General features: G+C 62.1%; 12 protein-coding genes. 6 read left to right on the top strand and 6 right to left on the bottom strand.

What is annotated here, in order from left to right:
- Nucleotides 1–41: 41 nt before the first annotated feature.
- The 5 genes from GFM02_RS18890 to GFM02_RS18870 are packed head-to-tail and all read right to left on the bottom strand — an operon-like array spanning nt 42 to nt 5,581.
- Nucleotides 42–590 (bottom strand): sarcosine oxidase subunit gamma, encoded by a 549-nt coding sequence (locus GFM02_RS18890; protein ID WP_168271034.1) that lies wholly within the window; start codon nt 588–590, stop codon nt 42–44.
- The gene (locus GFM02_RS18885; RefSeq protein WP_168271035.1) at nt 583–3,576 is read right to left on the bottom strand and encodes a sarcosine oxidase subunit alpha; all 2,994 of its coding nucleotides are present in this window, start codon (nt 3,574–3,576) and stop codon (nt 583–585) included. Before GFM02_RS18885 ends, GFM02_RS18890 begins: the two co-directional genes overlap by 8 nt.
- Nucleotides 3,573–3,914, bottom strand: a complete 342-nt coding sequence (locus GFM02_RS18880) for a sarcosine oxidase subunit delta (RefSeq protein ID WP_168271036.1) — start codon at nt 3,912–3,914, stop codon at nt 3,573–3,575. The genes GFM02_RS18885 and GFM02_RS18880 overlap by 4 nt, the downstream gene beginning before the upstream one ends.
- 12 nt (nt 3,915–3,926) lie before the next feature.
- Entirely contained in the window at nt 3,927–4,328 is a 402-nt protein-coding gene (locus GFM02_RS18875) for a hypothetical protein (RefSeq protein ID WP_168271037.1), read from the bottom strand.
- Nucleotides 4,328–5,581, bottom strand: a complete 1,254-nt coding sequence (locus GFM02_RS18870) for a sarcosine oxidase subunit beta family protein (RefSeq protein WP_168271038.1) — start codon at nt 5,579–5,581, stop codon at nt 4,328–4,330. Before GFM02_RS18870 ends, GFM02_RS18875 begins: the two co-directional genes overlap by 1 nt.
- 252 nt (nt 5,582–5,833) lie before the next feature.
- Between GFM02_RS18870 and GFM02_RS18865 the strand changes: the two genes are divergently transcribed.
- Nucleotides 5,834–6,856 carry a FecR family protein gene (locus GFM02_RS18865; protein ID WP_205930372.1) on the top strand — a complete coding sequence of 341 codons (1,023 nt, stop codon included), beginning with the start codon at nt 5,834–5,836 and terminating at the stop codon, nt 6,854–6,856.
- Between the two features lie 6 nt (nt 6,857–6,862).
- Here GFM02_RS18865 and GFM02_RS18860 read toward each other — a convergent pair whose 3' ends face one another.
- Entirely contained in the window at nt 6,863–9,034 is a 2,172-nt protein-coding gene (locus GFM02_RS18860; RefSeq protein WP_168271039.1) for a CHASE2 domain-containing protein, read from the bottom strand.
- Between the two features lie 286 nt (nt 9,035–9,320).
- Here GFM02_RS18860 and GFM02_RS18855 point away from each other — a divergent pair, with 286 nt between their 5' ends.
- The 5 genes from GFM02_RS18855 to GFM02_RS18835 all read left to right on the top strand — a co-directional run bounded on the left by GFM02_RS18855 (nt 9,321) and on the right by GFM02_RS18835 (nt 14,955).
- Nucleotides 9,321–10,922: an adenylate/guanylate cyclase domain-containing protein gene (locus GFM02_RS18855; protein WP_168271040.1), complete on the top strand. Its 1,602-nt coding sequence runs from the start codon at nt 9,321–9,323 to the stop codon at nt 10,920–10,922.
- A 176-nt stretch (nt 10,923–11,098) separates the two neighbouring features.
- Nucleotides 11,099–11,314 carry a 30S ribosomal protein S21 gene (rpsU, locus tag GFM02_RS35180; RefSeq protein WP_003542939.1) on the top strand — a complete coding sequence of 72 codons (216 nt, stop codon included), beginning with the start codon at nt 11,099–11,101 and terminating at the stop codon, nt 11,312–11,314.
- A gap of 135 nt (nt 11,315–11,449) precedes the next feature.
- Nucleotides 11,450–12,319 carry a tetratricopeptide repeat protein gene (locus GFM02_RS18845; protein WP_168271041.1) on the top strand — a complete coding sequence of 290 codons (870 nt, stop codon included), beginning with the start codon at nt 11,450–11,452 and terminating at the stop codon, nt 12,317–12,319.
- Nucleotides 12,320–12,757: 438 nt separating this feature from the next.
- Nucleotides 12,758–14,410: a sensor histidine kinase gene (locus tag GFM02_RS18840; protein ID WP_168271042.1), complete on the top strand. Its 1,653-nt coding sequence runs from the start codon at nt 12,758–12,760 to the stop codon at nt 14,408–14,410.
- A gap of 62 nt (nt 14,411–14,472) precedes the next feature.
- Complete coding sequence (locus tag GFM02_RS18835) at nt 14,473–14,955, top strand: DUF992 domain-containing protein (protein ID WP_168271043.1); 483 nt, start codon at nt 14,473–14,475, stop codon at nt 14,953–14,955.
- Nucleotides 14,956–15,004: the final 49 nt, after the last annotated feature.

Below are 15,004 nucleotides of genomic sequence, written 5' to 3'. Positions count from 1 at the left end.
CTTACCTCTTGAATGAGCGCACGCCCGCGCTTTGCTGAGACTCAGTGCCCGGCATCTTCGGCCGCCTCGTTCAGCAGCCCGAAGACATAATCCGAAAACGACCGCCAGCACTCCACCCGGAACGTGTCTTCTTCCGTACGGAAAAGCACGATTTCCGCTTTGCCGAAAATCGTGCGCGATGCGGCGCCGACCGGAAAGGAAGAAAGCGACAGATCCTGCGGGCAGCCGGCCGAAAGCGTCGCCTCCGAACCCGGTCCCGAGACGATGATCGCGACATTGCGGTGGGAAACGTCGGTCGCCGAATGCAGCGTGCCGGCACCGGAAAGTGTTGCGATCAGATCGGCGCCGGCCTCGTCGATCACCAACCACTCGTCCGGCCCAATCCAGAGCGCCGATCGGGCGCCGGCCCGGCCGGATGTCTTCGGGGCATCCGGCAGCGCCAGGCCGAGAGCAGAGGAAAGTGCTGCAAGCGATTCCGCCGGCGCGCGCAACGCCACCCGGCTGGCGGCGGGTGCGGTCGTCAGCCGCACCGTTGCGGAGCCGCCGAGACGGCCGGCAAGCGCCGGTTTACGAATTGCAACATCAGCCATGGATGCGGCCCCCTTCCTTGTCAAAGAATACCAGATCCGTCACTTCGACGGCGATCGTCCGGTCCGGCATCGGCACATAGAGCGTCTCGCCCATCCGCGCCCGGCCGCCGGCGACGAGCGCGAAGGCGATCGACCGACCGCAATTTTCCGACCAATAGGCTGATGTGACGTGGCCAAGCATGGTCATCGGCTTCGGCTCGTTCGGGCTCGCGACGATCTGCGCGCCTTCTTCGAGCACCAGCTTCGGATCCTTGGTGACGAGGCCGACGAGCTGCTTGCGTCCGTCCCTGACGAGGTCCGGCCGCTTCAGCCCGCGAATGCCGACAAAATCCGTCTTTTTCTTGGAAACCGCCCAGGAAAGTCCGGCGTCATCGGGGGTCACCGTCCCATCGGTATCCTGCCCGACGATGATGTAACCCTTTTCGGCGCGAAGAACGTGCATCGTCTCCGTGCCGTAGACGCAGGCGCCGAGCGGCTCGGCATTGGCCCAGACCGCTTCGAGCACCGACTGGCCGTAATCGGCCGGCACATTGATTTCGAAGCCGGTTTCGCCGGTGAACGAGACGCGGAAGAGCCGTGCCGGCACCCCGCAGACCGTACACTCAGCGACGCTCATATGCGGGAAGGCCTCGTTCGAAAGATCGAGCCCTTCGACCAGCGGCGCGACGATCTCGCGCGCCTTCGGCCCCTGCACGGCGATGACAGCCCATTGTTCGGTCACCGAGGTCAGCCATACCTTCAGATGCGGGAATTCCGTCTGCAGGTAATCTTCCATGTGATGGAGAACCCGCGGCGCGCCGCCGGTCGTCGTCGTCACATGGAAACGGTCGTCCGCCAAGCGTCCGACAACGCCGTCGTCATAAACGAAGCCGTCCTCGCGGGTCATGATGCCGTATCGGGCCTTGCCGGGTTTCAGCGTATCCCAGGCATTGGTGTAGATGAGGTTGAGGAATTCCGCCGCATCCGGCCCCACCACCTCGATCTTGCCGAGCGTCGAGGCGTCGAAGATGCCAGCCGCCTCGCGTGCCGTCCCGCATTCGCGAGCCACCGCCTGATGCATGGTCTCGCCGGCCTGCGGATAGAACCAGGCGCGCTTCCAGTTGCCGACATCCTCGAAGACCGCGCCATGGGCTTCTTCCCAGCCGTGCAGCGGCGTCTTGCGTGTCGGATCGAACAGCTCTCCGCGCGAATGGCCGACCAGCGTACCATAGGTGACCGGCGTATAGGGCGCACGGAAGGTGGTGAGCCCGACCTGCGGGATTTCCTTGCCGAGCATTTCGGCGGCAATCGCCAGGCCATGCATGTTGGAGAGCTTGCCCTGGTCCGAGGCCATGCCGTTGGTCGTGAAGCGCTTGATGTGCTCGATCGAATGCATGCCCTCGCGCACGGCAAGGCGGATATCCTTGGCGCAGACGTCATGCTGGAAATCGATGAAGGCCTTGGCGTTGGTCTTCGGTCCGGCGCCTTCGGCAGCGCCGATCATGCCGCCCGTCCAGTCATAGGCTTGCTCGGCCGAAATTGCGATCTTCTCGCCGCTGCTTTTGCCGGTGGCCTGCGCCATCAGTTCGCCGGCGGCAAGCGATTCCTCGATCGTCCGCTGCAGGTCGTCGGTGCCGTTGCAGGCGCCGACCGAGAGGCAGTCCTGGGCATAGGAGCCGGGCAGGAAACGCTGGCTTTCGGCATCGAAGGCCACTTTGCCGCGCGACTGGGAGAACAAATGCACGGACGGCGTCCAACCGGCCGAAACCAAGAGCGCATCGACCGCAATTTTGCGCGGCGAACCGCCGCCGTTGCGCGCTACCGTCATCGATGAGATGCGCAGCCGCCCCGACGTATTGACGACCGATTGGCCGGCCAGAACATCGATGCCGAGCGCCCGTGCCTCTTCCAGCATTGCCGCTCCCGGCGCCTGCCTGCTGTCGACGATGGCAGCAATCGAAACACCCGATCGTTTCAGATCGAAGGCCGCCTCGTAGGCCGAGTCGTGCGCCGTGTAGATGCCGACCTTGGTCCCGACGGCGACGCCGTAATGATTGAGATACATCCGCCCTGCCGAGGCCAGCATGATGCCTGGCCGGTCGTTGTTCGGAAATACCATGTGCCGTTCGATCGCGCCGGTGGCGAGGATGACGCGCTTGGCCCGGACCTGCCAAAGCCGCTCGCGCGGCAGATCGCGGGTAGGCTTGGCGATATGATCGGTGACGCGCTCGGCAAGACCGACGAAATTGTGGTTGTAGTAGCCGAAGGCGGTCGTACGGAACAGCACTTCGACATTGTCCATCGCCTTCAGCCGCGCCACGGCCTTCTGTGCCCAGCTATTGCCGTCCTGTCCGTCGATCCTTACCCCGACATCGTAGCGCAATGCGCCGCCGGCTTCCGCCTGCTCGTCGCAAAGGATCACCCGCGCGCCGGTCTCGGCCGCAGCCAGCGCCGCCGAAAGCCCGGCAACACCGGCGCCGACCACCAGCACATCGCAATGGGCATAGCGGCTGGCATAATGGTCCGGATCTTCCTCCGTCGGGGCGACGCCGAGGCCGGCGGCGCGACGGATGAACGGTTCGTAGACGTGTTTCCAGGCGGCGCGCGGCCACATGAAGGTCTTGTAGTAGAAACCGGCGGCGAAGAACGGCGACATCAGATTGTTGACCGCGCCAACGTCGAAGGCAAGGGAGGGCCAGCGGTTCTGCGAGCTGACGATCATGCCGTCGAACACTTCCTGCACGGTGGCGCGCACGTTCGGTTGCTTGCGCGCCGTATCGCGGGAAACGTCGATCAGCGCGTTCGGCTCCTCGGCCCCCGCCGACAGAATACCGCGGGCCCGGTGATATTTGAACGAACGGCCGATGAGATGCACACCATTGGCAATCAACGCCGAGGCGACGGTATCCCCTTCGAGCGCCGTATAGCTCTTGCCGTCGAAGCTGAAACGCGCAGTCTTGGCCGGTGTCAAACGCCCCTTGCCGGCGATACGGTTCACGCCGCTCATTGCGCCTCTCCTTCCACGGCTTCATATGTCTCGACAGGCCCATGCTGCTTGGCCGCCGCACCGATCTCAGGTTTCGGCTCACCCGCCTTGTAGGTCACGATGAACTTGTCGCTCACCGTATCGCGCGCCGCGTTGAAGAAGCGCCCGCAGCCGTGAATATGCCGCCAGCGTTCGAAGATCAGCCCCTTCGGATTGTCGCGCAGAAAGAAATAGGCCTCGAATTCCTCGTCCGAGATCGAGGCGATACCGGTGGGTCGCGCGATATGCGCGTCACCTGCGCCACGAAATTCGAGCTCGGAGCGCTCTTCCTGACAGTAGGGGCAATAGATCAGCAGCATGTGTTACCCGTCTTAGAGTTCCGATCCGGAAACGTGGGTTCCAGGAGGTTGATTGCAGAGACGCTTTCCCATCGTCACATAGGGAATGAGGCGCTTGAGAAGCTGTTCGAAATTGTCGTAGGGCTCCAGCACATCGGTCATGCCGATATTCGCAAAAGCCATCATGGTGATATCATTGTCGATCGCGAAAGCACGTCCCGGCGTTCCGCCGACCTCAGGCACGAAATAGACGGCTGGCTTGCGCAGGATCATCGCGCAAAGTAGCGTGCCGCTCTCGGCAACGAAGGGCCATTCGCTTTCGCCGGCAGCCCTGTGAATCTTCTGCAGGCGGAAATCTCCGACGCCGGGAAAGACGTCACCGGCCGGCATTGCCGCGCCGCTGATCCCGATCGTCAGGAGAGCCGCCGTCAACATCAGTGCGCCACCGCCGCCGCCGCCGCCTCGTCGATCAGCCGGCCGCTGCGGAAGCGCTCCAGCGTCAGCCCGGCATTGAATTTGTGCGGCTCGTCGCGAGCAATCAAATGCGCGAAGAGATTGGCCGAGCCCGGTGTCGCCTTGAAGCCGCCGGTACCCCAGCCGCAATTGACGTAAAGCCCGGGAACCGGCGTCTTCGACTGGATCGCCGAACGATCCGGCGTATTGTCGACGATGCCGCCCCATTGCCGCATCATCTTGACGCGCCGGAACATCGGGAAGAGCTCGCAAATGGCGTCGAGCGTATGCGTGATGATCTGCAGCCCGCCGGTCTGGGAATAGGAATTATACTGGTCGGTGCCGGCGCCGATGACGAGCTCTCCCTTGTCGGACTGGGAGATATAGGCATGCACCGTGTTCGACATGACGACGCAGGGAAAGATCGGCTTCAGCGGTTCGGAAACCAGCGCCTGTAGAGGGCTCGATTGCAGCGGCACGCGCACACCAGCCATCTGCATGATGGTTGTCGTATGGCCGGCCGCCGAGACGGCGATCTTTCTGGCGCCGATGAAGCCGCGCGAGGTCTCGACCCCGGTCACCCGTCCGTCCGGACCGCGCCGGATGCCGGTCACTTCACAGTTCTGGATGATGTGAACCCCGCGGTCTGAGGCAGCCCGCGCATAACCCCAGGCAACCGCGTCGTGCCTGGCCGTGCCGCCGCGCCGCTGCAATGCTGCGCCGTTGATCGGGTAGCGCGCGCCGGCCGAGATATCGAGCGGCGGACAATATGCCTTCGCCTGCTCCGGCGTCAGCCATTCATTGTCGATGCCGTAGAGCCGGTTGGCATGGATATGCCGTTTGAAGGACTGCTGGTCGTGAATATTGTGCGAGAGCATCATCACGCCGCGCGGCGAATACATCACATTGTAGTTGAGCTCCTGGGAAAGCCCCTCCCAGAGCTTCATCGAATGCTCGTAGATGTGCATGCTCTCTTCGTAGAGATAGTTCGAGCGGATGATGGTGGTGTTGCGCCCGGTATTGCCGCCGCCGAGCCAGCCCTTTTCGATCACCGCCACATTGGTGATGCCGTGCTCCTTGGCGAGATAATAGGCAGCTCCCAGCCCGTGGCCGCCGCCGCCGATGATGACGACGTCGTATTCGGCGCGCGGCTCAGGCGTATTCCATTGCTTCTCCCAGCCCCTGTGGCCACGAAGGGCCTCCCGTGCCACGGCAAAAACCGAATATTTCCGCATCCGCCTTCTTCTCCTTCGGGAAAGGGCCTGTTCTCCGCGCTCATACAAATCGCAAATCCAAATGCGGCACAACGGTTGTTTTGCGACGCAGGAGAGCTTTGCTTTCGACACGCAGATGAGAATGCCCCTCCAGGCCGATGACGCAAGCGTCTGCATTTCCGCTCGGCCGCAGGCCCGGTTCTAACCCAAGAGGGTTAGAAGACAAGCAATTACTAAAATGTTAACAATCACATGTTGTGGGGTATGTGTATCATGTGGGGTTGGCGCGCAGTATCAGTCGCGATGCTTTGCATCGCGTTAAGTGGCGCATGGCCGGCACTCGCCGCCGAGCCGGTCGGCCAGGCCGTCGTCATCAAGACAGAGGTGACGGGACAGAGCGGGCCGATCGAGGTCGACACCAGCGTTCATCGCAACGAACGCATCAAGACATCGCAATCGGGGCTTGGCCAGTTCCTGTTTCGTGACGGCACAAAGCTCGCCGTCGGCTGGGGTTCGTCGGTCGTCATCGACAAATATGTCTTCGATGATTCCCAATCGGTCAAGAAACTGACCATCAGGGCGGCCAAGGGCACATTTCGCTGGGTCAGCGGCAGCTCCAACTCCTCGGCCTATCAGATCCTGACGCCGGCCGGCACGATTGGCGTACGCGGCACCGCTTTCGATTTCTACGTCGGCCCTGACGGCACGACCGCTGTCGTGTTGCTGAATGGTGCCGCCCGTTTCTGCGGCCCGGGCGGCTGCCGGCAGTTGCAGCAGCGCTGCGATTGCGTGGTGGCCAAGCCAAATGGCGATATGTCGGCGGCGCGCCGGGTCGACCCCAGCATCCTCGCGACGCTCGGAAATCAGCGCGCCCTACCCTTCCTCTCCGGCAATCAGCGACTTGCGGGCGGCATCGGCATGCTCGGTGGCTGCAATATGGCCTCCGTTGCGCCGGAAAGAAAAGACAGAACGCGGCCTCCGCCGGCAGTTGTGCCTGCTCCGCAAAGGCAGGATCCGCCACAGAGACAGGCCGAGCCGCAAAAGGAGCGGCCGAACAAGCCCGACAAGCCTCATCATGACAAGCCTCATCATGACAGGCCGCACCACGATAAGCCCCATCATGACAAGCCGGATAGGCCCGACAAGCATGAAGGCCATGGCCGGCATGACGATGATGGCAAGCCTGGAAATCACGGATTGGACCATCGGGGGCACGAGCGCCACCATGATCGAGACCGCGATCATGACAACGATCGGAACCGCGAAACGGGTCGGAATTTCAATCGCGGTCGCTGACGCGTGTCAGTCTGCAGCGCTTTTTTCGACCTCCTCCGGCACCTCGCGGAAATGATCGGCCCTGCGGGATATGCGCTCGTAGAATTCCGCCAGACCGCCGATCACCTGTGCCGCCCTCAGTTTTGCCGTGCCGATAAGCTTGCGGGTGTTTTTCGAATGCGAAAGCAGGGCCTGCGTCAGTTGCTGGTGAACGACAATAAGTGTTGCAAACTCTGCAGATGCTGCAACACGTTCGTCGCCGACGACGGCGAGAATCTGCGTTCGGCTGCTCTTGCCCTTGAGCGGAATGGCGCCTGCCTCGATCAGCGCCATTCCCCGCACTGACCTTGCCGTGCTGTCGGATACCAGAATATCGAAGCCGACCTCTTTGCAGCATGATTCCAGCCGCGCCGCGGTGTTGACGGCATCACCAACCGCCGAATAGTTGAAGCGCGTCTTGGCGCCCATATTGCCGACACAGGCAAGGCCGGTGTGGATGCCGATGCCGATGCCGACCTGTTGTCCGGGCCCGAAGCCGAAGGCGTCGCCGGCGTTCAATTCGGCCAGCGTTTCGCGCATGGCAAGTGCTGCGCGAACGGCCTTGGTTCCATGATCGGCCACATCGACGGGCGCATTCCAGAACGCCATGATCGAATCGCCGATGAACTTGTCGAGCGTGCCTTCATTGGCCACCACATGGCGGCTCAGCGCGTCGAGCAATGTGTTCAGGAACGCGACGACATCCGTTGGCGCCAGCCGCTCGCTGATCTCGGTGAAGTTCCTGACATCGACGAACATCACCGTCAGCTCGCGATCGTCGCCGCCGAGGCGCAAAGCATCTGGGGTATGCTCGATGCGGTGGAGCAGTGATGGAGAAAGATAATGCCCGAAGGCGCGCCGCACCGCGCGCCGCTCCCGGTCAATCACCAGGATCCGGAACGAGGTCGCGGCAAAATGGATGATTGATCCGCTGACGATCGGAGCCAGTGGATCGAAGAGAAGCCCTGCATAAAGAAACGACAGCCAGGACGCCACCAGCGCCATCGCCGTGATCAGCAGGCCGCAGATCAGAGCGACGGCGGGGCTGACGAATGTCGTCACCACGACGAGCAGGCAGCCGAGCACCGCGATCAGCAGGATTTCCAGCCCGTCAGCCCAGTCGGGCCGCGACAGGAAATGGTCGGAGAGAATCTGCTCGACGGCCTGCGCATGCAGCGAAACGCCGGGAACATTCTCGCCAAGGGCGGTGACGCGGATGTCCTGCAGGCCGGCCGCCGATGTGCCGATGAAGACGATGCTGCCATCGATGGCGGCCGCGACCTCGGGAGAGGCCCCTTCCGCCGCGAGCACCCGACGGGCGGATATGTATCGCTCGGCCCGGTCGGGGCTGACATAGAGCCAGAGTTCGCCCGCTGCCGTCAGCGGCACGACGAAATCCCCGATCTTTGCCGATGTCATGATGCCGGCGCGATCGGGCGCGCCCGATAGCACATAGGTCGACGCCCCCTGCGCCACGCGCAGAGCCTCGATCGCGAGATTCGGATAGAGCTGTTCACCGTCTGTCAAGAACAGCGGCACCGCACGCACCACCGGCGAGGGATTGCCGGGATTGAGGCTGATATGGCCGAGCCCCGCCGCATTGGCCTCCAATTGCGGCCTGAGCGGCGTCGAGGCGCCGAGATAGGGCGGAGCCGAGACAGGGCTTTCGCCGGTGAAGGCGAAGCCCGCCTTGACAGGCGGCCGGTAGTTGCCCTCGTTGGAAAGACCGAAACCGAGCACGACGGGTTTTCCGGCAATCGAACGGGCGAATATCTCGTCATTGTCGGGCAACTTCTCGGCCAAGGAAGGATCCACACCGGCAACGTCGCGCACAACATTGCGCGGCGACAGCCGGTCCGGCTCGGCGAAGAGAACATCGAAGGCAATGGCTGAGGCACCCATCTCCGAAAGCCGGTCCACCAGCAGGGCCATCCGGTCCCGTGGCCAGGGCCACTGGCCGAATTCGCGCAGCGACGTCTCGTCGATGTCGATCACGCGGACCGGCATCGGCTCGAAGGTCCTGGGAACCAGCCGCTGATACTCGTCGAAGGTCACGCCGCGGATCAACTTGAAGATCCCGGGATCACTTGCTCGAAGGATCGTCAGCGCAGTCACGATCGCCAGGCCGAGAACGACACCGATTTGCTGCGCGCGCGTCATGATCTCACCGGGTGTCCCCTCCCACGGCCGGCAGGGCGACCCGCACCTGCCGGCAGACAAGCTACGCCGCTTTCCTCCCAAACGCCATTCGCAGATGCATCCCGGGCGCTCTCTTTTCAGCCTCCCGCATTTCGCTTTCCGGCCAACGGCAGGGAACCGTCTTCAATCAGGCCACGCCTCCAGTTTTCGCCGGGCTTTTGCCGGGATGACAAGGCTTCAACCTTGCCCGGCGCGCGGTGAAATGCTCTTGTAACGATCGAAAATCGGATGCTTTTTCGAGAGAAGGATGAAGGTCGCCGTGATTTCCGAATCCGCCGCGCGCCGCAGCGGCTATTGGCTGATTGTCGTCGTGCTGGCAATGCTCGCCGGGCTGCCGCTTGCCGTCTGGCTTGATATCAGCGATCTCTCGGGCAATACCCTGCGGCGTCAGGCCCGCGACATGAGCTCGCTGATATCGAGCATCCGCTCCTATTATTCCGCCAATGTCGTGGGGCGCGTCCTGGCCGCGCACGCCAGCGGCGCAACCGCGGGCACGGTCGTCTCCCACAACTACGCCAATATATCAGGCGCGATCCCGCTGCCGGCGACACTTTCCCTGGAACTCGGCGACGTCATCAAAGAGCAGCAGGCCAATATTACCTATCGTTTCGTCTCCGACCTGCCGTTCAAAAGCCGCGCTTCCCACGAGCTCGACGATTTCGAGAGACGAGCGCTGGCCGAGCTGCGTGCCAATCCGCAGCAGACGCTGAACGACCTCACCCGCGTCGGACTGACTGATACCGTGCGGTTCATCACCCCCGTGCTCATGGGGCAAGCCTGCGTTGCATGCCATAACAGCCATCCGGAAAGCCCGAAGACCGACTGGAAGGTCGGCGATGTCCGCGGCATTCAGGAAGTGGTCATCAAGCAACCCTATGTAAGCAACGTCTTCGCCTTCAAATATCTGCTCTGCTATTTTCTTTTTGTCGCCATCATTGGCCTCAGCTTCATTCTGCTGCAGCGGCAGCAGGCGCGCGCGATCCATAGCGCCAACCGGGACCTTGAAGCGGCGAACGAATTCCTGGCAAGCGTTTCCCTGAAGATTTCGCGCTATCTCTCGCCGCAGATCTACAAGAGCATCTTCAGCGGACAGAAAGACGTCGTGGTCCATACCGAGCGCAAGCGCCTGACGATTTTCTTCTCAGACATCAAGGATTTCACCGCGACCACCGAGCGGCTGCAGCCGGAAGCGCTGACGGAAATGCTCAACGAATATCTGACCGAGATGTCGAACATTGCCCTGGAGCATGGCGGCACGGTCGACAAATTCATCGGCGACGCGATGCTGGTCTTCTTCGGCGATCCCGAAACCAAGGGGCCGGAGGAGGATGCGAAAGCATGTCTTCGTATGGCCGTCGACATGCAACGCCGTCTCGGCGAACTCAAGGACAGGTGGCGCAGAAACGGCACCGAAGAGCCTTTCGTCGTCCGTATGGGAATTAACAGCGGTTATTGCAACGTCGGCAATTTCGGCAGCAGCGACCGCATGGACTATACGATCATCGGGGCGGAGGCCAATCTCGCAGCCCGGCTGCAATCGATCGCTGAGGGAGGAGAGATCGTCATCAGCTACGAAACCTATGCGCTGGTGAACGAAATCGTCGACGCTCATCCCTTGCCGCCGATCACGATGAAGGGCATACAGCGCGAGATCGTGCCCTATGGGGTGGATGGGCTGACGCTCGGGGCTGAACACAAGAGCCGCGTTCTGAGCGAGCACCTCTCCGGCCTCGACCTGCACCTGGATATGAGCCGGCTTGAGCCTGCCGATCGCCTCAGGGTCAGGACGGCTCTCAAGGAGGCAATCGCCGCGCTGGATGAAGCCGCCCCCGAACCGGCCGGATCATGACCGGATCAGGCGAAGCGTGATTTTTCCGCCCGCCTTCCATATCCATCTGGACTTCCCGTACCCAATCTGCTATCCCGCATCACCAATCGCAAGGCTGCGGCCGCGCGAATGTTATTGTTTTGCCTCTGGCCGCTGCGCCGCCTCCGGCATCAACCAACCAAAGGAACGTGATTCTCGTGCAGGTACTTGTCCGCGATAACAATGTTGATCAGGCTCTCCGCGCTCTCAAGAAGAAGATGCAGCGCGAAGGCATTTTCCGCGAAATGAAGATGCGCGACTACTACGAGAAGCCGTCGCAGAAGCGTGCTCGCGAAAAGGCCGAGGCTGTTCGTCGTGTTCGCAAGCTGGCCCGTAAGCGCGCCCAGCGCGAAGGTCTGGTCGCAGCACGCTGAGCGTTGCCGTCGTTTTTTCGACGTTTTCAGATGCATTGTGGCGGGGGCGATGGGTTCGCCGCCGCCTTTTTTAGTTTGCCGCTGAAGATCGCATATCCGCGCACCGGATATGCCGCATGGGGAAAGCGAGCCCGAATGGCTGTCAATACCTTTAATCCGTCCCGCACTTTGCGCTTGCAAAAAACGGCATTCCTACCCGCTTTGGCGCTGGCGGCAATGTTCGGCCTCGCCGGCTGCGAGACGACCAACACCACGGATGCCGTGATCCGCATCGACAAGGCGCAGGGTTCGGAAGAGAATATCGCGTCGCTGACGGCGGTTATCAACGCCAACCCGAGGGATCCCGAAGGTTACAACGTCCGTGGTTCCGCCTATGGCCGCGCCGGCCAGTTCCGCCCGGCGCTGAACGATTTCAACACGGCATTGCAGATCAATCCGCGGTTTTTCCAGGCTTACGCCAACCGCGCTCTCGTCTATCGCAACATGGGTCAGCAGGCCCAGGCGATTGCCGATTACAATGCCGCCCTGCAGATCAATCCGAGCTACGACGTCGCCTATATCGGCCGCGGCAATGTCTATCGCATGGCTGGCCAGGACGACCAGGCTTTCAACGATTTCGACAGGGCGATCCAACTCGGCACTACCGATGGCCGCGCCTATCACAATCGTGGCCTGATCTATCAGAAGCGCAATCAGCAGGATAAGGCGATCGACGATTTCTCGAAAGCGATCTCGCTCGCCCCGAATTCGGCCGAGCCCTATAATGGCCGCGGCATTTCCTATATCGCGCTAAACGACGACGACAACGCCTTTGCCGATTTCAACCATGCGATCGAGCTTAACGGCAACATCGCCGAATCCTGGGCCAACCAGGCGCTCGTCTACGAACGCCGCGGCGACAAGGCGAAGGCTGCCCGCTCCTATCGCCACGCGATCGGCCTCGATCCGAAGTACCAGCCGGCTCGTGACGGCCTTGCTCGCGTCGGCGTCGCCCCAGCCGGCTAAGGACATCATTGGGCGGCCCCGAGCATCGGGCGGCTCGCAACCGCCTCTTGCCGGTGGCACCGCTCATCGGGACTGCGGCCAAGTCTCTGATGGCTTAAACGAATCTTCCAGCCGGTATAGAGACCATTGAGGTGATATCGCGCCATGCCGGGCGGAGGAAGCGACGCTGCCGCAAAGCCGGCCGTAGCGCCTTGCATAGAGAAGCCTAAAAAGCGCCTGTCATCGTCGGCGGCGTGTCATAGTATGTTGCAACCTGCTCCTGCTCCCCCTAACATGGACCTGCTTCGATAGCCTGCTATCGGGCGTTCGAACACGGGTTGAGGGCGGTTTGCGAGAGATGCGGATCTTTGCTTTCCTGGCCGCAAGCGAAAACCGTTGCGGGCCATGCGCATTACAGCGCCGCGCATCTTTTCAGGCGCATGCCATCTGGCGCAACAGATGAAGATCGTCACCCTGTTCTTTCCCAAGGCTTCGATCGGCACCTACCTCGTCGCCATGGCCGTGGCAATCGCACTGCCGATCTTCGCTTTCGTAGCGCTGCTTCTGCTGCAGCTGGAGGACAACCAGCGTTCGGCGCTGAAGCGCGAGACCGCCCAGGATGCGCTTGCCCTTTCACGCATCATCGACCGCCAGCTTCAGGACATGGCGACGACGCTGCGGCTGCTTTCGAGTTCGCCGGAGCTTGAAAACGGCAATCTCGCCTCCTTCCACGAACGCACGGAAACGGCCCTGAGAGACAATACGCTTTTTGTCATCGCCGTCGACCGCAGCGGCCAGCAGTTGCTCAATACGCGTCGGGCGTTCGGTACGCCGCTCGGAAAGACGGCGAACATCCCCGCCCTCGAGGCGGTCATGGCGTCCGGTCGCATCGAAGCGTCCGACGTCTTTCGCGGCCGGACCAGCGGCGAATGGGTCTATAACGTCACCCTGCCGCGAAAGAATGAGCCGGTCGCAGCCCTTATCATCACGCAGAACGCCCAGGATCTGCGCAAGCTTGTGACCACCGAGGGCCTTGGCCCCGGCTGGTCGGCCGCCGTCATCGATGAGAGCGGCCACGTCGTCGCGGCCACTGGCCCCGCCAATCTCGAACCCGGAACGCCCTTCGATCCGCGCATTTTGCCGGCGCTCACAGTGTCCCGCGGCGTCTTCGAGGACGAGGCGATCCTGCCGCACATGCTCCTCGGTTATGCACAGATTCCCGGCTGGTCGTGGAAGACGGTGATCTGGGGACCGATCGCCCAGGCTTCGATTCTCAGCACCTGGCGTTTCCTTATCATCGGTGGCGTGGCGCTGGTGCTCGTTGCCGTGCTGGGTGCCTATGCCGTCGCAAGACAGGTGCGCACTACCATTCGCGACATCGCCGACATGGCAAACCGTATGGGCGAAGGCCATATCGTCTCGCCGGTCGAGACCAGCGTCATCGAGGCCAACCAGGTGGCAATTGCCCTTTCGAATGCCTCTTTCGACCGTAGCCAGACCGAAGACCGGCTGCGTTTCGTCATGCATGAACTCGTCCACCGCACCAAGAATCTTCTGACGCTTGCCCAGGCAATGATGCGCCAGCTCGCCAAGCAGTCCGACAGCGTCGAGACCTTCCGCGCCGCCGTCGCCGATCGCCTCGAGGGGTTGGTGCGTTCGATCGAGCTCCTGACCAGCGAGCAATGGGGAGGGGTATCGCTGCGGCGGGTCGTCGACATCCATTTGCACGCCTTCCCGCAATCGCGCGACCAGATCGACATCAGCGGCGAAGACTTCGTGCTGAAACCGGATGCCGTGCAGAATCTCGGCCTCGCCTTGCATGAACTCGCCACCAATTCGGTGAAATACGGTGCGCTCTCCGTACCGCAAGGCCGTGTCCGCTTCGAATGGCGCGACGTCAGCGAGCCGGACAAGCCGGATGCCCTGCTCCGCTTCACTTGGGAAGAGCGCGGCGGCCCGCCAGTCACCGAGCCATCGCGCTCGGGCTTCGGCACGACCGTTATCAAGGCTCATGCCGCCTCCGCCTTTCGCGGCACGGTTGAGATCGATTTCCGGCCCGAAGGCCTGTTATGGGTGCTGACGGCGCAGCGCGCCACGCTGGAGCGGGAGTAAAAGTCCCGGAACAATCGCAACCTCCACCCGTTTCGGACAGGTCGTTCCAAAGGAGAAAGACCATGTTCAAGCAAACGATGATCGCAGCCGCGGCGCTGACAGCCGTTGCCTGGGCGAGCCCGGCGGGCGCGGAAAATTATGTCACGCTTGGCCGTCTGGTCTGCGGATCGGATGGCGGCCAGGGCCTGATCGTCACCTCGCAGAAGAACCTTATCTGCACCTATACGCCATCGGCCGGCGGCGCCAAGGCGGTCTATGCCGGCAAAATCGAGAAATTCGGCCTCGATATCGGCCAGACCGGCAAGAGCGTCATGATCTGGCAGGTGCTGGCAAAGACCGGCACTGATATCCCGCAATTCGCCCTTGCCGGCGAATATTACGGGATCGGCGCCGATGCGAGCATCGGTGCAGGCGCCGGCGCCAAGGTCATCGCCGGCGGCACCAACAAGGCCTTCATGCTGCAGCCGTTGAATGTCCAGGCTCAGGAAGGTTTAAACCTGGCGATCGGCGTCGAGAAAATGACACTCGTGCCGGGCGAGACCTGACGAAAGCAGCCGCGTCGGCCAAGGCAAACAGTAGTATCGGCCAAGGCAA

Source organism: Rhizobium leguminosarum bv. viciae, assembly GCF_012276115.1.
Classification (GTDB): Bacteria; Pseudomonadota; Alphaproteobacteria; order Rhizobiales; family Rhizobiaceae; genus Rhizobium; species Rhizobium leguminosarum_T.
The sequence above is the reverse complement of the archived record's forward strand: the minus strand, read 5'-3'. Positions and strand labels throughout refer to the sequence as shown.

What these genes read in the sequence shown, in the direction of transcription:
- GFM02_RS18890 (WP_168271034.1), bottom strand. Translation starts at nt 590, where the DNA reads ATGGCTGATGTTGCAATTCGTAAACCGGCGCTTGCCGGCCGTCTCGGC.
- GFM02_RS18885 (WP_168271035.1), bottom strand. Translation starts at nt 3,576, where the DNA reads ATGAGCGGCGTGAACCGTATCGCCGGCAAGGGGCGTTTGACACCGGCC.
- GFM02_RS18880 (WP_168271036.1), bottom strand. Translation starts at nt 3,914, where the DNA reads ATGCTGCTGATCTATTGCCCCTACTGTCAGGAAGAGCGCTCCGAGCTC.
- GFM02_RS18875 (WP_168271037.1), bottom strand. Translation starts at nt 4,328, where the DNA reads ATGTTGACGGCGGCTCTCCTGACGATCGGGATCAGCGGCGCGGCAATG.
- GFM02_RS18870 (WP_168271038.1), bottom strand. Translation starts at nt 5,581, where the DNA reads ATGCGGAAATATTCGGTTTTTGCCGTGGCACGGGAGGCCCTTCGTGGC.
- GFM02_RS18865 (WP_205930372.1), top strand. Translation starts at nt 5,834, where the DNA reads ATGTGGGGTTGGCGCGCAGTATCAGTCGCGATGCTTTGCATCGCGTTA.
- GFM02_RS18860 (WP_168271039.1), bottom strand. Translation starts at nt 9,034, where the DNA reads ATGACGCGCGCGCAGCAAATCGGTGTCGTTCTCGGCCTGGCGATCGTG.
- GFM02_RS18855 (WP_168271040.1), top strand. Translation starts at nt 9,321, where the DNA reads ATGAAGGTCGCCGTGATTTCCGAATCCGCCGCGCGCCGCAGCGGCTAT.
- GFM02_RS18845 (WP_168271041.1), top strand. Translation starts at nt 11,450, where the DNA reads ATGGCTGTCAATACCTTTAATCCGTCCCGCACTTTGCGCTTGCAAAAA.
- GFM02_RS18840 (WP_168271042.1), top strand. Translation starts at nt 12,758, where the DNA reads ATGAAGATCGTCACCCTGTTCTTTCCCAAGGCTTCGATCGGCACCTAC.
- GFM02_RS18835 (WP_168271043.1), top strand. Translation starts at nt 14,473, where the DNA reads ATGTTCAAGCAAACGATGATCGCAGCCGCGGCGCTGACAGCCGTTGCC.